Genomic DNA, 24338 nt, shown 5'->3' with positions numbered 1-24338 from the left:
ATCATCATGTCCACGCGCTCTGAACAACTTCCTGGAGCCTTCTTCACTGTCGTGCCGCCTAAGGTGGGATGACCCCTTGGCCGCCGGGATACTGAAGCATGTTTGATTACCAGGACTGGACCTTCCACGCCAATGGGCGCACGGTGGTGGCGCGCGTGGCGCTGGACGGCGACGGGGGCGGCACCATCAACCGATACCAGCTGATGCCCGGGCCGGCGCAGTCGGGGCTGTGCATCAAGGTCGCCTCCCAGGACGAGGCCGCGCAGAAACTGAAGGTCGAAGTGATGAAGCTGCTGGGACCGGAGTGGTAGCCCCTGCGTAGCGCCACGGTGAGCGGCTCATCTGCTCCGTCCACGATCACGGCGTTGGCCGCGAAAACGGCGGAGCCGGACGGAACGAGTACGGCGAGCCGACTGCGGCGGCGATGCGCTGGAGAGCGTTCACGGTGCGTTCCTTTCTGGATGACCCGCAGGCGCGGGCATCTTTCCTGCGGCGGGTGAGCGGTGACCGGATGCAGCGGCAGCCCGGTCATCAGTAGCGGGGTGATTCCAGCGCCGCTACGCGCGCTGCCGATTTGCTGCGCTGCATGGTGACAAGCGCGAACCCGGGTGATTACTCTCCGCTGCAACGCGATGGTAGCGCTACCAGTCGGACGGGGATCCAGGGTCCAGGGGCTGCCTTCTTTGCCGCGTGTTTGTCCTGGCAGGCTTGAAAAGCAACTGTAAGTCGCGGCGTGCTCCAGCAGCCGTGCTGTTCGGTTTGGAATGCGGGCCACGCCCGTGCGTGCCCCTGGGAGGGGGCGGTACATCCATTCGATCGTATGTCAGAGGGGACTTTCATGAGCACTTGCAGTTTCCGTGGCACCCCGGGCCCGAGGTCCGGTTCATGAGCCGCGCGTTGGCGAAGTTCCGGTCCCGGGCCATGTTCACCTTCGTGGGTGGCGCCCTGGTCATCAATCCTGCGTTTGCGCAGGACGCAGCACCGGCGACCGGGCAGCCGCAGAGCCAGCAGCCCACCCAGCTCGATGCAGTGCAGGTCACGGGCATACGCAACAGCCTGAGCCAGGCCATGGACATCAAGCGCGACTCGGCGGGCGTGGTCGACGCGATCAGCGCCGAGGACATCGGCAAGTTCCCCGATACCAATCTTGCCGAGTCGTTGCAGCGCATCACCGGCATCTCCATCGAGCGCCGTGACGGCGAGGGCGCGCAGGTGACCGCGCGTGGCTTTGGTCCGCAGTTCAACATGGTCACGCTCAATGGTCGCCAGATGCCCGGCGCCGATGCATTCGGTGCCTCCGGGCAGGTGGCCATCGGCGGTGTCGACGGCGGCACTCGCGCCTTCAATTTCGCGCAGCTGGCCGCCGAGGCCATCAATGGCATCGAGGTCTACAAGACCAGCCAGGCACAGGTGCCCAGCGGTGGCATCGGCGCGACGATCAACATCCTGACCTCCCGCCCGCTCGACCACGCCGGCATCGTGGCCAATGCCGGGGCAAAGCTGGTCTCCGACCAGAGCCAGCCGTTCGACAACGACCTGACGCCGGAGCTGTCGGGCATCTTCAGTTACAGCAATCCGGAAAAGACCTTTGGCGTCAGCCTCAGCGCGAGCCAGCAGAAGCGCAAGGGCGGCTCGGTGCAGGCCACGGAGAACTACTGGAACGTGCAGCCCTGGACGGGGTCGATGCCGGGCAACCCGACCGTGGTGAACGCCCCGGCCGTCGGCCAGCTCTATGCGCGGCCCAACGACCTGCGCTACGCGTTCTCCGAATTCGAGCGCGAGCGAGTCAATGGCCAGGCCGTGCTGCAGTTCGCACCGACGGACAGCCTGACCCTGACGATGGATTACACCTACTCGACCAACGAGATCACCGAGAATCGTGGCGAGCAGGGCATGTGGCTGCAGAACAGCAACTACACCAATGTCCAGTTCGACACCTCCGGTGCGGTCGCCACCCCGGTCTACATCCGCGAGATCGCCGGCACCAAGGACTTCGGGCTGGAACAGCAGCGCAGCATGCAGGAGTACAAGCTGGGCTCGCTGGGCTTCAACGCGGTCTGGAATGTCAGCGACCGTTTCAAGCTCAGCTTCGATGCGCACAATTCGAAGAATGAAAGCCGCCCCAATGACCCACTGACCGGCGGCGGCTCCATCTTCATGAGCATTGCCGGCACCAACAACTGCACCCGTGGCCCGCATTGCGGTGGCTCCTGGGTACAGGAGTTGAACTTCAACAATGGCCTGCCGGTCGGCACCCAGGTCTGGTATCCCAGTACTGCCGATGCGATCGCCGGGACCAATGGCGTGGTCAACCCGGGCTTCCAGGAAGGCGAGATCGGCACCCAGGTGCTGCGCGTCAACGCGCAGACCCAGATCAGCAAGATCAAGCAGGCGCGTGTCGACGGCGAATGGAACTTCGACCACGGCCGCTTCCAGTTCGGCGTGGATACGAACAAGTCCACCACCCACCGCATCCAGGCCGCCGAGGCCTATTCGACACTGGGCGACTGGGGCGTGGCCAACGTGGACCGGGATACCGCCGCCGGCCTGATGGACCTGCTGCAGCCGGTCAGCATCGTCGGCCTGTTCGATGACTACAGTGCCAACAGCTGGCCGGCCTGGCGCGGCAATGCCGGGCAGCTCGCGCAATGGGCGTCGCGCGAGTACGGCGTCGGCCTGGGCGTGGATCCGCAACGCGCAGCCGACAACTTCGTGGAAGAGAAGACCAAGGCGGCGTACTTCCAGGTGGAGCTGGACGGGGAGCTGGGCGGCATGCGCACCAATACCCGCCTGGGCGTGCGCTATGAAACCACCGACGTGGTGTCGACCTCGGTCATTGCCGTTCCCGAGTCCATCGAGTGGCAGGCCAACAACGATTTCCGCATCGTGCTGTCCGATGAGCAGCAGCCCTTCACCGAGAAGGCCAGGTACAGCTACATCCTGCCCAACCTTGATTTCAGCATTGACCTCACCGAGGAACTGAAGGGCCGCGTTTCGTTCGGCAAGAGCATCGCCCGCGCGCCGTACGGCAACCTGTATGCAGGGCCCGGTGCCCAGCAGCCGTTCGGCTCGGTGCTGATCGATCCGTCGTCGCGCGCCAGCGGCAATTCGCAGAACCCGAGCCTGAAGCCGCTGGAATCGGACAACCTCGACCTGGGGCTGGAGTGGTACTTCGCCGATGCCAGCTATGTGTCATTGACCTACTGGAACAAGTCGGTCAGCAACTTCATCGGCAACACGGTCGTCCAGGAAAGCCTGTACGGGCTCACCGACCCGACCTCCGGGCCGGATGCGCGGGCGGCGTTGGACTTCCTGACCAGCGGCGCCTGCGTGGCCCAGGTCGGGCCGGCCAATGCGGCCGCCTGCTCAGCCAACGACACCTCGCTGTTCACCGCACTGGCGCTGCTGCGCAACAATCCTGCCGGCCTGGGCGCCTACAACGGCACCGATGCGCAGGTGCTGGCCACCGAAGCGGCCTACGATCTGTATGGGCAGGCCAACGACCCGCTGTACCAGTTCAACGTCAATCGCCCGATCAACCAGAACAAGTCCAAGCTGCATGGCTGGGAACTGGGCGGCCAGTACTTCTTCGGTGACACCGGCTTCGGCGTGCTGGCCAACTACACCGTGGTCAAAGGTGATGTCGGCTACAACAATGGCGGCGATCCGGGTATCGACCAGTTCTCGCTCACCGGCCTGAGCGACACTGCCAACGCCATGCTGATGTACGAGAAGTACGGGTGGTCGGTGCGCCTGGCATGGAACTGGCGCGACCAGTACCTGATCCTGGCCAACCAGGGCTCCAGCCGCAATCCGTACTATGTGGAGCCGTACGAGCAGTGGGATCTCAGCGTCAACTACGCGCTGGATGACCACTGGTCCTTCAGCCTGGAGGCGATCAACCTGACCGGCGAGGATGTGCGGTGGCGCTCGCGCACCTCGCAGATGATCGTCAAGCTGGCCGACCAGAGCCCGCGCTACATGCTGGGCGTCCGTTACAAGTTCTGAGCCTGGTTGCCGATGCGTCCGGCACGGCACCGCTGCCCGCCAGCGGTGCCGTGCCGGGACGGTGTCGCCGCACCTGCCGCGCCTGCGCTACCCTGCTGACCAGCCACCCCGCACTGGACTGGATACCCTGATGGCCCGCTATGAAATGCTCAACAACATCGCGCATCGGGACCTGAAGGTCGCCACCGGATTCGGGCCGCAGTTCGGCGATGCGGTGGGCATGGTGCCGGCCTATCCCAGCGAGTTCGCCGAGCTGCAGCGCGAGTATCCGATCTTCCTGCGCCGGGAGGCCGGGACCGGGGCGTGGCAGTCCGTGGCCCTGCTGGGTTTCGAGCAGCACGAGAACCTGTACCTGCAGGACGGACGCTGGAATGCCTCCTACCTGCCCGGCGCGGCCGCAAAAGGGCCGTTCCTGATCGGATTCCAGGAGCACTACGTGGACGGCCTGCTCACCCAGGACGCGGTGATGCACGTCGACCTGGACCATCCGCGTGTCACCTCCGGCGCCGGTGAGCCGGTGTTCCTGCCGCAGGGTGGAAACACGCCTTACCTGGACCACATCGCTGGCGTGCTGCGCGGCATCCACGAGGGCAGTGCCTTCACGGCCGGCATGTTCACGATGCTCGACGACTGTGGCCTCATCCAGCCGGTCACGCTTGATGTGCAGCTCGCGCCGCATCACCGCGTGGGCGTGAGCGGATTGCACGGCATCGACCGCGAGCGACTGGCGGCGCTGGACAGTTCACGCCTGGCGGCGTTGAACCGCGCCGGTTACCTGGAAGGTGCGTACCTGATGCTTGCCTCGCTGCATAACATGCGCCGCCTGATCGCCGAGAAGCAGCGCCGTCTCCGCGTCCAGGACGGCACCGCGCAGGCGGTCAGGAACTGACCGGTGCAAGCCCGCCTGCCGATACGGATCCTGGAAGGCATCGATCCTGCTGCCTTGCCATTGGCCGCCCTGGTGGAGGCCGGTGAGCCGGTCGTACTGCGCGGCATCGCCAGCGGTTGGCCACTGGTCCAGGCCGGACTGGGCGGCGTGCGTGACGCGATGGCGTACCTGTGCAGCGTCGATGCGGGTGCGCCCATCCAGTACTCGTTCGGCGGCGCCGAGATCGCGGGCCGCCCGTTCTACAGCGCGGACTTCACCCGGCTGAACTTCGAAGTGCGGCGCGGTGTACTCGCCCAGGTGCTGGAAGAGATCGCCGCGACGCTGCATGCGCCGCGGCCGCCAACCTATTACGTGGCCTCGCTGCCGATCACGCGGGCACTGCTGCCGGCATTCGCGCAGGCCAACGATGCCGGGCTGGCGAAGCAGGGCATCGACGCCACCGCCAGCATCTGGATCGGCAACCGGGTGACGGCCTCGTGCCATTTCGACACACCCGACAACCTCGCCTGCTGCGCGGTGGGGCAGCGCGAGTTCACGCTGTTCCCGCCCGCCCAGGTCGACAACCTGTATCCGGGCCCGCTCGATCCCACGCCGGGCGGACAGGTGGTCAGCGTGGTGGACTTCGAGCGCCCCGACTTCGATCGGCATCCACGCTTCCGCGAGGCGCTGGCGCATGCACGCAGGGCGGTACTTGGGCCCGGCGATGCGATCTTCATTCCCAGCATGTGGTGGCACCATGTACGCAGCCTGGAACCGTTCAACGTGCTGGTGAACTACTGGTGGCGAAGCTCGCCGGCCTGGCTGGGGTCGCCGCTGGCGGCGCTGCAGCACGCGATGTGGTCCGTGCGCGACCTGCCAGCGCGTGAGAAGCAGGCCTGGGAAGGGCTCTTCCGTTACTACGTATTCGGCCCCGGCGAGCGCGCCGGTCAGCACCTGCCTGAGACGGCGCGCGGGGATCTGGCACCGTTCGACGAGCAGCGCGCCCGCCGCATGCGCGCGATGCTGCTGGGCAGGCTCAACCGTTGAGAGAGGGCACCGTGTTGGATACCCAGAGCACGCCTGCAGGGCGCATCCGCAAGGTGGTCATTGCCGGTGGCGGTACGGCGGGATGGCTGGCCGGCTGCGCGCTGGCGCATCAGTTCCGTGACGAGCTGCAGATCACGCTGGTCGAGTCCGAGCAGATCGGCACGGTCGGCGTCGGTGAGTCCACCGTGCCGCCGATCCGCACCTTCCATCGCTTCCTGCAAATCGACGAGCAGGAGTTCCTGCGCGCGGTGGCCGGCACCTTCAAGCTGTCGATCTCGTTCGAGAACTGGCGCCTGCCGGGGGATCGCTTCTTCCATCCGTTCGGCACCATCGGCCACGGCACCTGGGCGGCACCCTTCCATCACTTCTGGTTGGACAGCCTGCGCCGCGGCATGCCCTCGGAGCTGGGCGACTTCAGCCTGGAGAGCATCGCATCGCATGGCGACCGCTTCTCGCTGCATACCCAGCCGCAGGCCAGCTATGCGTATCATTTCGATGCCAGCCTGTATGCGCGGTTCCTGCGCCGCAGGGCCGAGGCCCACGGCCTGCACCGGATCGAAGGCAGGATCGCCCAGGTCAGGCAGCACGCGCACGACGGTTCGGTGCAGGCGCTGGTACTGGACGACGGCCAGGTGATCGAGGGCGACCTGTTCATCGACTGCACCGGCTTCCGTGGCCTGCTGATCGAGCAGACGCTGGGCACCGGCTACGAGGACTGGCACGAATGGCTGCCGTGCGACCGTGCCGTGGCGGTGCAGACCGAAGCGGTGGCGCCGCCGGTGCCCTATACCCGGGCGATCGCCCACGAAGCGGGGTGGCGCTGGCACATCGCGCTGCAGCACCGCGTTGGCTGCGGGCTGGTGTATGACAGCCGCCACCTGTCCGATGACGAGGCCGCAGCGAAGCTGCTGCGCGATGCCGGGGCTCCACCTTTGCGCGATCCATGGAAGGTGCCGTTCCGCAGCGGGCGCCGGCTGAAGGCCTGGAACAGGAACGTGGTGTCGCTCGGGCTGGCCAGCGGCTTCATCGAACCGCTGGAGTCGACCAGCATCCATCTGACGATCAGCGCGGTAGTGCGCCTGATCCAGCTGTTCCCGTTCGACGGCATCAGTGCGTCGCTGGTGAAGCTGTACAACGATGTCAGCCGCCAGGAAATGGAGCACGTGCGCGACTTCATCATCCTGCACTACCACGCAACCCAGCGCACCGAACCGATGTGGAAGGCGTGTCGCGAAATGCGCGTGCCCGAATCGCTGCAGCAGCGGCTGAGCGCGTGGCGCGAGCGTGCACATGCGTGGCAGGACCCCGGCGAGGTTTTCCGCGTGGAATCCTGGACCAGCGTGCTGCTCGGGCAGGGCATCGCGCCGGGTCCCGCCCACCCGCTGGCGCGGGCCGTGAGCGACGCCGATCTGCGCACCCTGTTGAAGGACATCCAGCAGCCCGTGCAGCAGGCTGCCGCGCAGATGCCGGCGCAGGCGGAGTTCATCGCGCAGTACTGCAGGTCCGGCGTGGACGTGTGGCGTTCGACGGCAGCAAGCGCGTAACAGGGTTTTGCGTTGCAGCACGCTTTTTCCGCTGCAGCTGGTTACAGTGCGGCAACACCGCTGGCGATGACGCGCGCGGTGGCAACGAGGGGGCCGGACACCACGCCCCCTTTTTGAGTCCACGGAATGTTAGCGCTACCTTTTTTGATCGGAGGCGGTTTCGATGGGTCTGGTTGCAGGGATCGATGCAGGGACGCAGAGCCTGAAGGTGCTGGTCTATGACCCGCGGACGCAGGTGGTGGTGGCCTCGGCCAGCGTGCCGCTCGCGCTGGACAGCGGTGCCGACGGCAGCCGTGAACAGGCGCCTGCCGACTGGGTGTCGGCCCTGCGCGACTGCTTTGCCAGGATCGACCCCTCGCTGCGCGCTCGCATCGTCGCACTGGCGGTATCGGGGCAGCAGCATGGGTTCGTGCCGGTTGATGATGCTGGCGAGGTACTGGCGCCGGCCAAGCTGTGGTGCGACACCAGCACCTCGGCCGAATGCATCCAGATCATGGACGCCGTGGGCGGGTTCCAACGGACCATCGCGCTGGCGGGCAACCCGATCCTGGCCGGCTACACAGCGTCCAAGCTGCCCTGGACCCGGATCCACCGTGCCGACGCCTATGCGCGGCTGGCGACCATCCTGCTGCCACACGACTACCTGAATTTCGTGTTGACCGGGCAGCGGTTCTGCGAGCTTGGCGATGCGTCCGGAACCGGCTGGCTGGACGTGCGCACACGCGCCTGGTCGCAGGAACTGCTGCGCGCCACCGATCCTGATCGTGATCTTGCCGCCTGCCTGCCGCCGATCGCAGCACCCGATGCCCTGTTCGATATCGCGCCGAAGGCAGCGGCCGAGTTGGGGCTGCCGGCGGCCGTGAAGATTGCCGTTGGTGGCGGCGACAACATGATGGCGGCGATCGGCACCGGCTGCGTCACGGAAGGGCGGCTGGCGATGAGCCTGGGAACCTCCGGAACGCTGTTTGCGTATTCCGGCTCGCCAATGATCGATCCGGACGGCGCGTGGGCGGCGTTCTGCTCGTCCACCGGTGGCTGGCTGCCGCTGATCTGCACCATGAACTGCACCGTAGCCACCGAACGCGTGGCCAGCGCCTTCGGTTTCAGCACCCGCGAAGGCGATGCGCACCTCCACGCGACGCCGCCGGGCGCAGGGGGGCTGGTGATGCTGCCGTTCCTCAATGGCGAACGCACCCCCGACCTGCCGCTGGGCAAGGGCGTGCTGGCTGGCCTGGACATTGCCAATTTCACCCCGGCGCACGTGTACCGCGCCGCCGTGGAGGGCGCGACCTACAGCCTGAAGTACGGCTACGACGCCTTCGTCCGCGCGGGCATGCAGTTCGATCGCATCGTGCTCACCGGCGGCGGCAGCAACAGCGCGGCCTGGCGTCAGCTGGTGGCTGATGTGTTCGGCCTGCCGGTGGACGTCCCGGTGCAGGCCGAAGGCGCGGCGTTTGGTGCGGCACTGCAGGCGCTGTGGGCGCTCGCCCGGGCGCAGGGAGACGCCGCCTCGATCAGCGACATCACCGCGCGCCACGTCACCGTCGATCCCGCGCAGTCCGCACGGCCGGATCCGGATCGCAGCGCTGCCTATGCACGGGCCTACGCACGCTTCCTCAGCCATCTTGATGCCATCACGCCGCTGCAGCGCGGCTGATGGCTCCTCCACGACACCCCGTACAACGACAGGAGCACGCACCATGAGCACGCAGCCCTTCATCGGCGCCAAGGAGTACTTCCCCGGCGTCGGCCGCATTCCGTTCGAGGGCAAGGGCTCGGACAATCCGCTTGCCTTCAAGGTCTACGATGCAAACCGGGTCATCGGTGGCAAGACCATGCAGGAGCATCTGCGCTTCGCCGTGTGCTACTGGCACACCTTCTGCAATGCCGGGCACGATCCGTTCGGCCCGGGTACCCGGCAGTTCCCGTGGGAGGCAGCCTCGCCACTGGCCACGGCCGAAGCGAAGGTGGACGCGGCGTTCGAGTTCTTCACCAAGCTGGGCGTGCCGTACTGGTGCTTCCACGATATCGACCTGGCGCCGGATGCCGACGACATCGGCCAGTACCAGAAGAACCTCTCGCACATGGTGGCCCTGGCCAAGGCGCGCCAGGAGGCCACCGGCGTCAAGCTGCTGTGGGGCACGGCCAACCTGTTCTCGCACCCGCGCTACATGAACGGCGCATCGACCAACCCCGACTTCGCGGTGGTCGCGCGCGCAGCGGTGCAGGTCAAGGCCGCGCTGGAGGCCACGGTCGAACTCGGCGGCGAGCACTACGTGTTCTGGGGCGGACGCGAAGGTTATGCGTCGCTGGCCAATACCCAGATGAAGCGCGAGATCGAACATTTCGCGCGCTTCCTCACCATGGCCCGCGACTACGGCCGCAGCATCGGCCTGAAGGGCAACTTCCTGATCGAGCCCAAGCCGATGGAGCCGATGAAGCACCAGTATGACTTCGACAGTGCCACGGTGGTGGGCTTCCTGAAGGAGCATGGGCTGGACAAGGACTTCAAGCTCAACATCGAAGCCAACCACGCCACGTTGTCCGGGCACACCTTCGAGCACGACCTGCAGGTTGCGTCCGACCATGGCCTGCTCGGCAGCATCGATGCCAACCGCGGCAACGCGCAGAACGGCTGGGACACCGACCAGTTCCCCAGCGATCTGTACGACACGGTGGGTGCAATGCTGGTCGTGCTGCGCCAGGGCGGGCTGGAGGGCGGGTTGAACTTCGATGCCAAAGTGCGCCGTGAGTCGACCGACCTTGAGGATCTGTTCATTGCCCATATCGGCGGCATGGATGCGTTCGCACGCGGGCTGGAGGTTGCCCATGCACTGCTGACCGAGTCGCCCTGGGAGCAATGGCGCAAGGAGCGCTACGCGAGTTTCGACAGCGGCGCCGGCCAGGAGTTCGAGCGTGGCACGCTCAGCCTGCCGGACCTGGCGGGCCTGGCCGCCCGCCTCGGCGAACCGCACCAGGCCAGCGGCAAGCAGGAGCGTTACGAAAACCTGCTCAACCAGTACCTGCTGCGCTGAGCGCGGCAACGGTGCACTCAAGGGGACGGGAATGAACCAGGCAGCAGGCAGCGGTGAGAACACCCGGCTGATCGTACTGATCAGCGTGGTAGCGACGATTGGCGGTTTTCTGTTCGGCTTCGACAGCGGCGTGATCAACGGCACCCAGGACGGCCTGCACCAGGCGTTCCGGTCCGGTGAATGGATGCAGGGGTTCGAGATCGCGTCGATGCTGCTGGGCTGTGCGGTGGGCGCGTTCAGTGCCGGCCGCCTGGCCGACCGCCTCGGCCGTCGCAACGTGCTGATCCTGTCGGCGGTGATGTTCCTGCTGTCGGCACTCGGTGCCGGGGCGGCGGCCTCGTCGGGCTGGTTCATTGCGGCGCGGGTGGTGGGTGGGTTCGCGGTAGGCGCGGCGAGCGTAATCTCGCCGGCCTACATTGCCGAGGTCGCTCCGGCCCGCTATCGCGGCCGCCTGGCCACGGTGCAGCAGATCGCGATCATCACCGGGCTCACCGCTGCCTTCCTGTCCAACTACCTGCTGGCGGCCGCAGCGGGCGCGTCGACCGAGCCGCTGTGGGCCGGGCAGGCTGCCTGGCGCTGGATGTTCTGGATGCAGGCCGCGCCATCGCTGGTGTTCCTGCTGCTGTTGCTGACCATTCCTGAGAGCCCGCGCTACCTGGTGGTGAAGCGGCGCAAGGACGACGCGCTGCGCGTGCTCACCCGGCTGCTCGGCAACGACAAGGCCCGCGCCACGCTCGAAGAGATCGATGCCTCGCTGTCCAACGACCACCATCGCCCGCGCCTGTCCGATCTGAAGAGCCGGGCGACCGGGCGGATCCGCCCGATTGTGTGGGTCGGCGTCGGACTGGCCTGCTTCCAGCAGCTGGTCGGCATCAACGTGGTGTTCTACTACGGCGCCGTGCTGTGGCAGGCGGTCGGCTTTTCCGAAAACGACGCGCTGCTGATCAACGTGCTGTCCGGCGCGCTGAGCATCGGCGCCTGCGTGGTCACGGTGCTGCTGATCGACCGGATCGGCCGCAAGCCCCTGCTGTGGTTCGGCTCGGCCGGGATGTCGCTGTCGCTTGCACTGGTGGTGGTCGCGTTTGCAAGTGGTTCACTGGCCGACGGGCATCTGCAGCTACCCGGGCGCATGGGCACGCTGGCGCTGGTGGCGGCCAATGCCTATGTCGTGTTCTTCAACCTGTCGTGGGGGCCGGTGATGTGGGTGATGCTGGGCGAGATGTTTCCGAACCAGATCCGCGGTTCGGCACTGGCGGTCGCCGGCGCAGCGCAATGGACCTCCAACTTCGTGGTCACGGTGACGTTCCCGATGCTGCTGGCCGCGGCCGGGCTGGCGGCCACCTACGGCATCTACCTGGTGGCGGCGATCATCTCGGTGATTTTCGTGGTCCGGCATGTGCACGAGACCAAGGGCAAGGAACTGGAGCAGATGGAAGGATGAGCGCCATGACATCGCAGACCTCCGTATCCCGCAGCGGCGTGCTGGTCGCCGTGCTGACGCTGGCGTTGCTGGGCTGCCACGGCCAGGACCGGCCCGCCGCCACTGCGGGAGCCGCCAGCGACCCGTGGCCGCAGGTCACCTGGCCACTGGCCGCGGATCCTGCGCTGGAGAAGCGGATCACCGACCTGATGGCCGGCATGACGGTGGAGGAAAAGGTCGGCCAGCTCGTGCAGGGCGACATTGCCAGCCTCACCCCCGATGACGTGCGGCGCTACCGCCTTGGTTCGATCCTGGCCGGTGGCAATTCCGACCCCGGTGGCCGCTACGATGCGTCGCCAGCCGAGTGGCTGGCGCTGGCAGACGCCTTCTACGACGCCTCCATGGACACGTCGAAAGGCGGCAAGGCCATTCCGCTGCTGTTCGGCATCGATGCCGTGCATGGGCAGAGCAACATCATTGGCGCCACGTTGTTCCCGCACAACATCGGGCTGGGCGCCACACGCAATCCGGAGCTGCTGCGGCAGATCGGTGGCATCACCGCGCTGGAAACCCGCGTCACCGGCATGGAGTGGACGTTCGCACCGACCGTTGCGGTACCCCAGGATGATCGCTGGGGCCGCAGCTACGAGGGCTACTCGGAATCGCCCGAGGTGGTGGCCAGCTATGCCGGCGCCATGGTGGAGGGATTGCAGGGCAGGGTGGGAACACCGGAGTTCCTCGATGGCCGCCATGTGATCGCCTCGGTGAAGCACTTTCTCGGTGATGGCGGGACCACCGACGGCAAGGACCAGGGCGACACCCGCATCAGTGAGCCGGACCTGGTGCGCATCCACGCCGCCGGATACCCGCCGGCCATCGCCGCCGGCGCGCAGACCGCGATGGCATCGTTCAACAGCGTCAACGGTGAAAAGATGCACGGGCACCGGCACTACCTCACCGATGTGCTCAAGGGACGCATGAACTTCGGTGGCTTCGTGGTGGGCGACTGGAATGGTCATGGCCAGGTCAAGGGCTGCACCACCACGGACTGCCCGGCCACGATCAACGCTGGCCTGGACATGGCGATGGCCTCGGACAGCTGGAAAGGCTTCTACGAGACGACGCTGGCTGCGGTGAAGGACGGCCGGATAACGCCGCAGCGCCTGGACGATGCGGTGCGCCGGATCCTGCGGGTCAAGTTCCGCCTGGGGTTGTTCGAGGCCGGCAGGCCGTCCACGCGGGCCGTTGGCGGCCAGTTCGCACTGATCGGCGCGCCGGCACATCGCGCGGTGGCCCGGCAGGCCGTGCGCGAATCGCTGGTCCTGCTGAAGAACCAGAACGGCGTCCTGCCGCTGTCGCCGAAGCAGGGGATCCTCGTGGCCGGCGACGGCGCCAACGATGTCGGCAAGCAGGCCGGTGGCTGGACGCTCAACTGGCAGGGCACCGGCACCACGCGCAAGGACTTCCCCAATGCAGACTCCATCTACGAGGGCATCGCGCGCCAGGCCAGGGCGGCCGGTGGTGAAGCCGTGCTTGCCGTTGACGGTCGCTATGCAGTGAAACCCGACGTGGCGGTGGTGGTGTTTGGCGAAGACCCCTATGCCGAGTTCCAGGGGGACCGACCCACCTTGGCCTACAAGCCGGGCAACGAAACGGATCTGGCGCTGCTCAAGCGGCTCAAGGCCGATGGCATACCGGTCGTCGCGGTCTTCCTGAGCGGGCGGCCGCTCTGGGTGAACCGGGAAATCAATGCCGCCGATGCCTTCGTGGCCGCGTGGCTGCCGGGCTCGGAAGGCGCCGGCATTGCCGATGTACTGCTGCGCGGGAGCGATGGCCGGGTGCAGCACGATTTCAAGGGCAAGCTCAGTTTCAGCTGGCCGCGCACCGCCACCCAGTACGCCAACAACGTCGGCCAGAAGGACTACGATCCGTTGTTTGCGTTCGGCTTCGGCCTGACCTACGCCGACAACGGCGACCTGGCCGCGCTGCCGGAGGCATCGGGTGTGACCGGCAACGAGGGTGCGACCGGCGTGTTCTTCGCGCGCGGTGATGCAGGCCCCGGCATGGCGCTGCGCCTTGAGCAGGGCGCAGGCCAGGGCCTGACCGTGACCCGCGTGCCGGACGCATTGCCCGATGATCGGCTGAAGATCACCGGCGTGGATCATCTGGCGCAGGAGGATGGGCGACGCCTGGCCTGGTCGGGCAAGGGCGAGGCCGTTGCTGCACTGCAGTCGCACACGGCGCTGGACCTGCAGCGCGAATCCAACGGTGACCTGATGCTGCTGACCACGCTGCGCGTGGACGCTGCGCCGGAGGGTGAGGCGTGGCTGTCGGTCGGTTGCGGCGTGGGCTGCTCGGCACGCATCGCCATCGGGCCGTCGCTGGCGGCGCTTCCACAAGGCCAGTGGAAGCGCGTTGGCGTGCCGCTGAAGTGCCTGGCCAAGGCGGGTGCAAAGCTGGACGCGATCGACCGACCGTGGTCGGTGGTGACGGCCGATGCGATGACGATCTCCGTGTCACGCGTCGCGCTGGGCGCACTGAACGAAGCCGAGGTCGCCCTTGGATGCGGCGCATGATTGCTGCCGGCCTGACCGGCACCCTGCCGCCTACTGCGCAGGCGCAGGCATGAGGGCGGGGCCTTCGCTACCGGCGCGTGGGCGGTGCGGCTACCGAACCGCGTGCGATCAGCCGATGCGGCATCACATGTTCGCGCAGCACCGTTGCGTCCCCCGCAGGACGGCGGATGGTGCGCAGCAGGATGTCGATGGCCGCGTTGGCCATCGAGGCGATGGGCTGGTGGATCGTGGTCAGTTCCGGCCACACGGTGGTGGCGGCCGAGGTGTCATCGAAACCCACCACCGACAGGTCGCGTGGCACTTCCAGCCCGCGCCGATGCGCCACGGAGATGGCGGCGGCGCCCATGTCGTCGTTGCTGGCGAAAATCGCGGTCGGTGGCCGGCGCTGGGACAGCAGCTTCTCGGCCGCGGCCAGGCCGGACCGGTAGGTGTAGTCACCGTGCTGGACCAGGCCGGGCTCCACCGCCAGCCCGGCCTCGCGCAGGGCGGTGACGAAGCCGTCGTAGCGGAGCGCACTTGCGCTCAGGTCATCGCGCCCACGGATGAAACCGATGCGGGTGTGTCCCTGCCGGAGCAGGTGATCGGTCATTTCCCTGCCCGCACTGAAATCGTCGATGCGGACGCAGGACAAGGCCTCGCTCAGGCGACCCGATGCGATGGCCACCACCGGAATGCCAGCCTTGACCAGTTCGCTTACGGCGGCCTGCGATTCGCACAGCGGCGGCGGCAGGATCACCCCGTCGACGCGTCCGGCGAGCGCACGCGCCGCCCTGCGTTCGGATTCGGCATCCAGGTTGTCCCAGTAGTCGATGACCAGCTGGATGGCGGAACTGGAGGCGACGCGCAGCAGGCCCACCAGCAGTTCGCGCAGGTAGGCGCCGCTGGGGTTGGTGTAGATCAGCGCAATGCGCGTGTGCTGTGCAGCGGCCAGCGAACTGGCGGCAAGATTGGGCGTATAGCCCAGCTCACGCACGGCGCGCAGCACGCGCTCGCGGGTGACGTCGCGCACCTTGCCCTGGTTGATTACCCGCGACACGGTCATCGGCGAAACGCCGGCAAGGGCCGCAACCTCGTCGATCGTCACGCCTGCGGTTCTGCGGCGAACCGATTTCTTCGGCTTGTCCAATGCACGATCCCTTTGTTCTTGGTGGCGCTGCCGTGCGGGTGCGAAGGACGATGATGCGCTGCCCCGGGCCCGGACGTAGTCTACAAAGGCGCATGTTAACGCCGTTGTTGCGCGCTGTCGGCACGCACCTGTGGGCCCTGCTCGTGCTGCTGGCCTGTGTTGGCGGGGCACGGGCGGAGGATGGCTATGCGCTGTGGATGCGCTACCAGCCGGTTGCCGCAACGGTCGCTGCCGATTACCGGCGGCAACTGGCCGAAGTGGTGGCCCCGGATCGCACGCCAATGCAGCGCGCCACCCGCGACGAGCTTGCGCGCAGCCTCCCTGGATTGCTGGGAGCGGCGCCGCCAATGCGAACGGCAATCAATACCGAGCGTGCCCTGGTGCTGGGCACGCCGCAATCTTCGACACTCGTCGCCGCGTACGGCAACGAGATCGCCACGTTGGGCAACGAGGGGTTCCTGATCCGGCGGGTCCGGATCGAGGCGCGCGACGTGCTGCTTGTGGCGGCACGCCAGGATGTCGGCGTGCTGTATGGCATGTTCCATCTGCTGCGGCTGATGCAGCGTGGCACCCCACTGCAGGCGCTGGATGTGCGTGAGTCGCCGCAGGTCGCACTGCGTGTGCTCAACCATTGGGACAACCTGGATCGTTACGTCGAGCGTGGCTATGCAGGCAGCTCGCTGTGGGACTGGCAGACGTTGCCGCAGTGGCGTGAGCCGCGCTACACCGACTACGCCCGTGCCAACGCCTCGCTCGGCATCAACGGCACCGTCCTCAACAACGTCAATGCCAGTGCGCTGAGCCTGTCGCCGGCCTATCTGGCCAAGGCCGCCGCGCTGGCCGACCTGTTCCGGCCCTATGGCATCCGGGTCTACCTGAGCGCGCGCTTCAGTGCGCCCATCGAGCTTGGCGGCCTGGCAACGGCTGATCCGCTGGATCCGGCTGTGCGGCGCTGGTGGCGCGACAAGGTCGATGAGATCCATGCGCGCATTCCGGATTTTGGCGGTTTCCTGGTCAAGGCGAATTCGGAGGGGCAACCCGGCCCGCAGGATTACGGTCGTTCCCATGCCGACGGCGCCAACCTGCTGGCCGAGGCACTGGCGCCCTACAACGGCGTAGTGATGTGGCGCGCCTTCGTGTACTCGCACCAGGTTCCCGAAGATCGCGCCAAGCAGGCGTACAGCGAGTTTGTCGGGCTGGACGGTGCCTTCCGCCCCAACGTGATCGTGCAGGTGAAGAACGGTCCCATCGACTTCCAGCCGCGCGAGCCGTTCCATCCGCTGTTCGGCGCCATGCCACGCACGCCGCTGATGATGGAACTGCAGATCACCAAGGAGTACCTGGGTTTTGCGACGCACCTGGTGTACCTGGGAACGCTTTACGAAGAAGTGCTGCAGGCCGACACCCATGCACGTGGCGAGGGCTCCACGGTCGCCCGCGTGATCGACGGCTCGTTGGAAGGTCATGCACTGACCGGCATCGCCGGCGTTGCGAACATTGGCGTAGACCGCACCTGGAGCGGCTCGCATTTCGACCAGGCCAACTGGTACGCGTTCGGGCGACTGGCATGGAATCCGCAGCAGTCCGCGCGCGGCATTGCCGAGGACTGGGCCGCGCTGACCTTCTCGCCCGACCCGCAGGTGACCGGCCCGATCGTGCGGATGATGATGGACTCGCGCGAGGCGGCAGTGGACTACATGACGCCGCTGGGCCTGCACCACCTGATGGCACGCGGCCATCACTACGGTCCCGGCCCCTGGGTGGACGGCGGCCCGCGTGCGGACTGGACGTCGGTCTACTACCACCGTGCAGACCGCAACGGCATCGGTTTTGACCGCAGCGCAAGCGGAAGCAACGCCGTGGGGCAGTACTTCCCGCCGGTTGCCGGGGTTTATGGCGATCCGGCGCGGGTGCCCGAGTCGCTGCTGCTGTGGTTCCATCACGTGCCGTGGGACCGCCGCATGCGCTCGGGCAGGACGCTGTGGGACGAACTGGTCGGGCGCTATTCGCGGGGTGTGCGCCAGGTGCAGTCGATGCAGGCGACCTGGGCGGGCCTGCGCGATCGGATCGATCCGCAGCGGCACCAGCAGGTGGCGGCGTTCCTGCAGATCCAGCGCGAGGAAGCGCAGTGGTGGCGCGATGCCAGTGTGGCGTACTTCCAGTCAGTCAGCGGCCGACCGCTGCCGGCGGGAGAACGGCCACCGCCACAGCCGTTGTCGTACTACCAGGCGTTGCAGTTTCCTTTCGCACCCGGAGATGGGCGATGAACCGGTTCGGATGGTCCGCGCGCGCGGCGGCGTTGATGGTGCTGGCGTGGCTTGCCGCACCGGTGGCGGCCGGCGAAACGACGGGTTTGCTGCACCCGCTGTTCCAGGACCATGCGATCCTGCAGCGCGACCGGCCGATCACCGTCTGGGGCCAGGCAAGCCCTGGGCAGGCGGTATCGGCCACCTTCGCGGGCCAGGCGGTGGCCACACAGGCCGATAGGGCAGGCCGCTGGCAGGCCATGTTCCCCGCCATCGCCGCAGGCGGCCCGTACACCCTCGAGGCAACCGCCGGGACCCGGCGTGAGACGGCGCGGGATCTTCTGGTCGGCGACGTCTGGTTGTGCGCGGGGCAGTCGAACATGGAGCTGCCGGTCTGGCGCTCGCTCAACGCAGCCAGCGAGATCGCCTCGGCCACGCTGCCACGGATCCGGCTGTTCAGCGTGCCGAAGGACGCGGCCGTGCAGGCGCAGGAGAGCTTCAAGGGTGACCCTGGATGGACGCGGGCAACGCCCGATTCGGTGCGCGGTTTCTCTGCAGCCTGCTTCTATTTCGCCCGCGAACTGCAGCGCACGGTTACCGTACCGATGGGGCTGATCCAGGCAGCGTGGGGCGGCTCGCGGATCGAGGCCTGGACCAGTACCGATGCCCTGCGCGGGCAAGGTGGCATGGACGAGGCCCTCGATATTCTCGCGCGCTCTGCCCGTGATCCGCTGGAGGCACGCGCAGCCTGGGGCCGCCACTGGCAGCACTGGTGGGAGACGCGCGAAGGGGCGCTGCCGGGCGACGCACCTTGGCGCGCGGATACCGATGACCGCGCATGGTCGCACGCACCGGCCACACTGGGCGCATGGGAGCGGTGGAACGAGCCCGCGCTTGCCGATTACAACGGCATGGTCTGGTATCGCACGCAGGTGGTGCTGAGCGCTGAACAGGCTGCACGCGGCGCGACCCTGGAGCTGGCATCGGCCGACGAGGTGGACGTGACCTGGGTGAACGGGGTCGCCGTCGGCAGCCAGTACGGCGCCGGCCAGAGGCGCTATCCGTTGCCGAGTGGCCTGTTGAAGGCGGGATCCAACAGCATTGCGGTCAACGTGCTGGACACCTACGGCGAAGGCGGCCTGGCCGGCCCCTCAACGGCATACGGCCTGCAGTTCGACAACGGCGAGCGCGTGGCACTGCAGGGCCTCTGGAAATACCGGGTGGCGGCGGGCCAGCAGGCGCCGCCTTTCGCGCCATGGCAGGCCGCCACCGGGCTGTCGACGCTGTACAACGGGATGATCGCACCGCTCGGGGGCTTCGGGCTGCGCGGCATGCTCTGGTATCAAGGTGAATCGAACACCAGCGATGGTGCGGCGTATGCGATGCGGTTGCGTGCGCTGCGCGAGGACTGGCGGCGGCAGTTCGGTGCGCGCACGCCACTGCTGCTGGTGCAGCTGGCCGGCTACGGCCAGCCGCCGGTTGTGCCCGCCGCCAGCGGTTGGGCGCAGGTGCGTGAGGCGCAGCGGCGCGTCGCCGCCGAGGATGCGCGGAGCGGGCTCGCCATTGCCATCGACATCGGCGACGCCTACGACATCCATCCGCCGAACAAGCAGGAGCTCGGGCGCCGCCTGGCGCGCGTGGCGCGCCACGTGGTGTACGGCAAGCAGGACGTGGCGCCGTCGGGTCCGCGAGCGGTAACGGCCGTGCGGACGCCCGCTGGTGTGGCCATTGCGTTCGAGGATGTCGAAGGCGTGCTCACCGCGACCGGCGCGCTGCGTCCGATTGGTTTTGAACTGTGCGGGACCAGGGGTGATACCCGCCACTGCGACTACGGCGACGCCGAACTGGATGGGCGCCGGATCCTGCTGCGCGGCCCGCTGTCGACGCACGCAACGCATGTCCGCTATTGCTGGGCCGATGGCCCGGTGTGCACGCTACGCGACCGCAGCGGGGCACCGGCAGGCCCGTTCGAACTTCCCATTGCCGAAGCCGAGACGCGACGATGATGACGTTGTCCAAGCAGTCCCCTCCGGTCCGCGACAGGGCCGGCCTGAGGTCGATGGCGCGCCACCTGCTGGCGGCGGCACTCCTGCTGTCGGCCGCAACCAGCCCGGCCAGCGCGCCGCCGGACGCACCGCCGGTGTACTTCGAATGGTTCGAATACCGCGGCCACGACGCGGCCTTCGACACGCCGCTGCCGGTCGGCCACTACCGCAATCCGGTGCTGGCCGGCTTCCATGCCGATCCCAGCATCGTGAGCGCGAACGGCCGGTTCTACCTGGTCAATTCCAGCTTCACCTATTTCCCGGGCATTCCGGTGTTCGAGAGTGCCGACCTGGTTCACTGGAAGCAGATCGGCAACGTGATCGACCGCGCCACGCAGCTGGATTTCGACGGGCTGAGCGTCTCGCGCGGCATCTTCGCGCCCACCATCGAATACCACGATGGGGTCTTCTACGTGGTGACCACGGCCACCGACAGTGGTGGCAACTTCATTGCCACCGCGCGCGACCCGGCCGGTCCGTGGTCCGATCCGCACTGGCTGCCCGGCATCGATGGCATCGATCCATCACTGTTCTTCGATGACGACGGCAAGGTGTACCTGGTCAACAACGATGCACCGCCCGGCCCGCCGCGCTACGACGGGCACCGCGCCATCTGGATGCAGCAGATCGATCTGGCTGCCTTCAAGCCGGTCGGGCCGCGCCGGGTGCTGGTCGACGCGGGCGTGGAGCCGGCGAAGAACCCGATCTGGATCGAAGGACCCCACATCTACAAGCGCCAGGGCTGGTATTACCTGTCCGATGCCGAAGGCGGCACCGGGCCGCAGCACTCCCAGGTGGTGCTGCGCAGCCGCACCGTGTGGGGCCCGTATGACCCCTACGCGGGCAATCCGATCCTGACCCAGCGCGAGCTGCCCGACGACCGACCGCTACCGATCACCAATGCCGGCCATGCCGACCTGGTCGAAGGCCCGGACGGTTCGTGGTGGGCGGTGTTCCTGGCCAGCCGCAACTATCAGACGCGGCACTACAACACCGGGCGCGAGACCTATCTGCTGCCGGTGCGCTGGCAGGACGGCTGGCCACGGATCCTGCCGGCCGACCAGCCCATCCCCTACGTGGTCAAGGCGCCGTCGTGGATGCAGGGCAAGGCATCCCAGGCCCCCTCGACCGGCAACTTCGTCGAGCGCGACAACTTCGATGGACCGAGGCTCGATCGCCAGTGGCTGCGCGTGCGGGTGCCCAAGCACGCCTGGGCCGACCTGGCCACGCGCCCGGGAATGCTGGCCGTGCACCCGCTTGCCGAGGATCTGGACACGCTGCGCAATCCCGCGTTCCTTGGCCGACGCCAGCAGCACCTGCGCTTCGAGGCGAGCGCCGCGATGAGCCGGCCGGGGCCTGGCGTGGCGGCCGGCCTGGCGGCGTTCCAGAGCGAGGCGTACTGGTACTTCCTTGGCGTTCGCAGCCTTCCGGACGAGCGACTTTCGCTCTTCCTGGAAGTTCGTGATGGCGGTGGCAGTACGCGCATCGTGGCGACCCGCGAGGTGCGGGCACCGGATGCGTTGCGCCTGAAGATCGCCGGCAACGAGGGCGACTACGCGTTCTCGTTCGATACCGGCGACGGGCAGGGCTGGCAACTGCTTGCAGGCAAGGTGGATGGCACCGTTCTGAGCACGGACCGGGCAGGCGGATTCGTAGGCGCACTGCTGGGTCCCTTCGCGCGCGATGAGCGCACCGGGAGAAGCAAATGAGGCTGTCGCTGTCGTCCAACGCCCGTCGCCGCACGTTGCGCCGCGGGCTCACTGTGTTCGTTCTGACCTGCATCGCGGCGGCCGCATCCGCAGCCGCGCCGCGGCCCTGGCTGGACGTTTCGGCCAGCTTCGAGCAACGGGCTGCCTCACTCGTCGCGCAGATGACGCTGGAAGAGAAAGCCGCGCAGATGCAGAACGCCGCGCCGGCAATCGAACGCCTGGGTGTGCCCGCCTACGACTGGTGGAATGAGGGACTGCATGGCGTGGCACGGGCAGGGCAGGCCACGGTCTTTCCGCAGGCGATCGGCCTGGCCGCGACCTTCGATGTGCCGTTGATGGGGCAGGTGGCCACGACGATCAGCGATGAGGCCCGCGCAAAGCACCACCAGTTCCTCCGCGAAGGCGCGCACGGCCGTTACCAGGGGCTGACCTTCTGGTCGCCGAACGTCAACGTCTTCCGCGACCCGCGCTGGGGCCGCGGACAGGAAACCTATGGCGAGGACCCGTACCTCACCGCGCGCATGGGCGTGGCCTTCGTACGTGGCCTGCAGGGCGACGACCCCGTCTACCGCAAGCTGGACGCCACCGCCAAGCATCTGGCCGTGCACAGCGGGCCGGAGGCCGACCGCCATCACTTCGATGCACGGCCCAGCCGGCGCGACCTGTATGACACCTACCTGCCGGCATTCGAGGCGCTGGTCAAGGAGGGCGACGTCGATGCTGTGATGGGCGCCTACAACCGCGTGTACGGCGAGTCCGCCAGTGCCAGCCGTTTCCTGCTGCGCGATGTGCTGCGACGCGACTGGGGCTTCAAGGGCTACGTGGTCTCGGACTGCTGGGCCATCGTCGACATCTGGAAGCACCACCATATCGTGACCACGCGCGAAGCCGCTGCGGCGCTGGCGGTCAGGAATGGCACCGAGCTGGAATGCGGCCAGGAGTACGCCACGCTTCCGTCAGCCGTGCGTCAGGGTTTGATCAGCGAAGCGGAGATCGACGATGCGGTGACCCGTCTGTTCACCGCACGGATGCGCCTGGGCATGTTCGACCCGCCGGAGCGGGTGCGCTGGGCGCGCATTCCGGCCTCGGTGAACCAGGCCCCGGCCCATGATGCGCTGGCGCTCAAGGCCGCGCAGGCGTCGCTGGTGCTGCTGAAGAACGACGGCATCCTGCCGCTGTCACGCGACATCAAGCGCATTGCCGTGGTCGGACCCACTGCCGACGACACCATGGCGCTGCTCGGCAACTACTTCGGCACACCGGCCGCGCCGGTCACGATCCTGCAGGGCATACGCGAGGCGGCCAAGGGCGTCGAGGTTCGCTATGCCCGCGGCGTGGACCTGGTGGAGGGCCGCGACGATCCCGGTGCCACGCCGTTGATCGAGCCGACCTTCCTGCGGCCTTCGGCGGACTCGCCCGAGCGTGGCCTGCGTGGCGAGTACTTCCGCACGCCCGACCTGTCCGGTACGCCGTCCCTGGTGCGTACCGACGCGCAGATCGGCTTCCGCTGGGACCGCGGCTCGCCGACCGACAACCTGCTGGCACGCGGCGAAGCGGCACCGGGGCAGGGGATCCCGAACGACCGCTTCAGCATCCGCTGGAGCGGCCAACTGCTGCCACCCGTGTCCGGCCGCTACCGGCTGGAGGTGGCCGGCGATGATGGCTACCGCCTGTACCTGGACGGGAAGCGCGTGATCGATCACTGGGTGAACACAGATCGCCTGCATGCCGAGGGCATCGAACTGGAGCTGCAGGCCGGGCGTGCCTACGCGCTGACGCTGGAGTACTACGACGACGAGCGCGATGCCGGCGTGCGCCTGGGCTGGCGCATGCCCGGCGCCAAGGCGCCGTTCGATGAAGCGCTCGATGCCGCACGCGAAGCCGATGTGGTGGTGTTCGTCGGTGGCCTTACCGGCGATGTCGAAGGCGAGGAAATGACGGTCAACTATCCAGGCTTTGCCGGTGGCGACCGTACCGACCTGCGGTTGCCCGCGCCGCAGCGCACCCTGCTGGAGGCCCTGCACGCTACCGGCAAGCCGGTGGTGATGGTGCTCACCGGCGGCTCGGCGATCGCCGTGGACTGGGCGCAGTCGCATCTGCCGGCGATCCTGATGAGCTGGTACCCCGGGCAGCGCGGCGGCACCGCCGTCGGCCAGGCGCTGTTCGGCGACGTCAATCCCGCCGGCCGGTTGCCAGTGACGTTCTACAAGGCCAGCGAAGCGTTGCCGGCATTCGACGACTACGCCATGGAGGGCCGAACCTATCGCTACTTCCGCGGCACGCCGCTTTATCCGTTCGGTCACGGCCTGTCGTACACGCGGTTCGACTATGGAACGCTCCGCCTCGATGCAGGCAGCCTCCGCGCCGATGGCCGCCTGGGCGTGGCGGTCGATGTGACCAACGCAGGCACGCGCAGCGGTGACGAAGTGGTGCAGCTGTACGTGCGGCGCGAGCACGCTGGCAGCGGCGATGCCGTGCAGGAGCTGCGTGGCTTCCAGCGGATCCATCTGGCCCCGGGCGAACACCGCACGGTGACGTTCACCCTGGAGGCAGCGCAGGCCCTGCGCCACTATGACGAAGCGCGCGCCGCGTATGAGGTGCGGCCCGGTGCCTACGAGGTCAGGGTGGGGGCGTCCAGTGCCGATGCACGCGCGCAGGGCGGGTTCACGGTGGTGTCCGCGCATGACTGATCGCTCTCGCCGGCATCGATTTCC

At 67.5% G+C, this 24338-nt stretch carries 14 protein-coding genes; 13 read left to right on the top strand and 1 reads right to left on the bottom strand.

Going from position 1 to position 24338, the window contains the following annotated elements:
* Nucleotides 1–98 precede the first annotated feature (98 nt).
* The 9 genes from AC5P8R_RS05955 to AC5P8R_RS05915 all read left to right on the top strand — a co-directional run bounded on the left by AC5P8R_RS05955 (nt 99) and on the right by AC5P8R_RS05915 (nt 14498).
* Entirely contained in the window at nt 99–311 is a 213-nt protein-coding gene (locus AC5P8R_RS05955; protein WP_495223093.1) for a hypothetical protein, read from the top strand.
* Between the two features lie 574 nt (nt 312–885).
* Nucleotides 886–4008 carry a TonB-dependent receptor gene (locus tag AC5P8R_RS05950; RefSeq protein ID WP_197621829.1) on the top strand — a complete coding sequence of 1041 codons (3123 nt, stop codon included), beginning with the start codon at nt 886–888 and terminating at the stop codon, nt 4006–4008.
* 130 nt (nt 4009–4138) lie between these two features.
* On the top strand, nt 4139–4897 hold the full coding sequence (locus AC5P8R_RS05945; protein ID WP_014647212.1) for a SapC family protein: 759 nt from the start codon (nt 4139–4141) through the stop codon (nt 4895–4897).
* Between the two features lie 3 nt (nt 4898–4900).
* The gene (locus tag AC5P8R_RS05940; protein WP_495223092.1) at nt 4901–5923 is read left to right on the top strand and encodes a cupin-like domain-containing protein; all 1023 of its coding nucleotides are present in this window, start codon (nt 4901–4903) and stop codon (nt 5921–5923) included.
* A gap of 11 nt (nt 5924–5934) precedes the next feature.
* A complete protein-coding gene (locus AC5P8R_RS05935; protein ID WP_495223091.1) occupies nt 5935–7467 on the top strand; it encodes a tryptophan halogenase family protein in 1533 nt (510 codons plus the stop codon).
* A 163-nt stretch (nt 7468–7630) separates the two neighbouring features.
* Complete coding sequence (xylB, locus tag AC5P8R_RS05930; protein ID WP_495223090.1) at nt 7631–9124, top strand: xylulokinase; 1494 nt, start codon at nt 7631–7633, stop codon at nt 9122–9124.
* Between the two features lie 43 nt (nt 9125–9167).
* On the top strand, nt 9168–10502 hold the full coding sequence (gene xylA, locus AC5P8R_RS05925; RefSeq protein ID WP_043395866.1) for a xylose isomerase: 1335 nt from the start codon (nt 9168–9170) through the stop codon (nt 10500–10502).
* 31 nt (nt 10503–10533) lie between these two features.
* The gene (locus AC5P8R_RS05920; protein WP_046430740.1) at nt 10534–11943 is read left to right on the top strand and encodes a sugar porter family MFS transporter; all 1410 of its coding nucleotides are present in this window, start codon (nt 10534–10536) and stop codon (nt 11941–11943) included.
* Entirely contained in the window at nt 11940–14498 is a 2559-nt protein-coding gene (locus tag AC5P8R_RS05915; protein ID WP_495223089.1) for a glycoside hydrolase family 3 protein, read from the top strand. The genes AC5P8R_RS05920 and AC5P8R_RS05915 overlap by 4 nt, the downstream gene beginning before the upstream one ends.
* A 67-nt stretch (nt 14499–14565) precedes the next feature.
* On the opposite strand, the gene AC5P8R_RS05910 is transcribed toward AC5P8R_RS05915, so the two are convergent.
* On the bottom strand, nt 14566–15624 hold the full coding sequence (locus tag AC5P8R_RS05910; protein WP_014647205.1) for a LacI family DNA-binding transcriptional regulator: 1059 nt from the start codon (nt 15622–15624) through the stop codon (nt 14566–14568).
* 92 nt (nt 15625–15716) lie between these two features.
* On the opposite strand from AC5P8R_RS05910, the gene AC5P8R_RS05905 reads away from it, so the two are divergent.
* From AC5P8R_RS05905 to AC5P8R_RS05890, 4 genes are read left to right on the top strand one after another with little or no spacing between them, the layout of a single operon-like run.
* Entirely contained in the window at nt 15717–17891 is a 2175-nt protein-coding gene (locus AC5P8R_RS05905; RefSeq protein ID WP_262219533.1) for an alpha-glucuronidase family glycosyl hydrolase, read from the top strand.
* Nucleotides 17888–19876 (top strand): sialate O-acetylesterase, encoded by a 1989-nt coding sequence (locus AC5P8R_RS05900; protein ID WP_495223088.1) that lies wholly within the window; start codon nt 17888–17890, stop codon nt 19874–19876. The genes AC5P8R_RS05905 and AC5P8R_RS05900 overlap by 4 nt, the downstream gene beginning before the upstream one ends.
* Before the next feature lie 53 nt (nt 19877–19929).
* The gene (locus AC5P8R_RS05895) at nt 19930–21624 is read left to right on the top strand and encodes a glycoside hydrolase family 43 protein (RefSeq protein WP_495223214.1); all 1695 of its coding nucleotides are present in this window, start codon (nt 19930–19932) and stop codon (nt 21622–21624) included.
* The gene (locus AC5P8R_RS05890) at nt 21621–24314 is read left to right on the top strand and encodes a glycoside hydrolase family 3 protein (RefSeq protein WP_495223087.1); all 2694 of its coding nucleotides are present in this window, start codon (nt 21621–21623) and stop codon (nt 24312–24314) included. Before AC5P8R_RS05895 ends, AC5P8R_RS05890 begins: the two co-directional genes overlap by 4 nt.
* Nucleotides 24315–24338 lie beyond the last annotated feature (24 nt).

The organism is Stenotrophomonas sp. YJH_SMC_73 (genome assembly GCF_059370155.1).
Note: the sequence above shows the minus strand (reverse complement) of the source record. Positions and strands in the feature narration are given on the sequence as shown.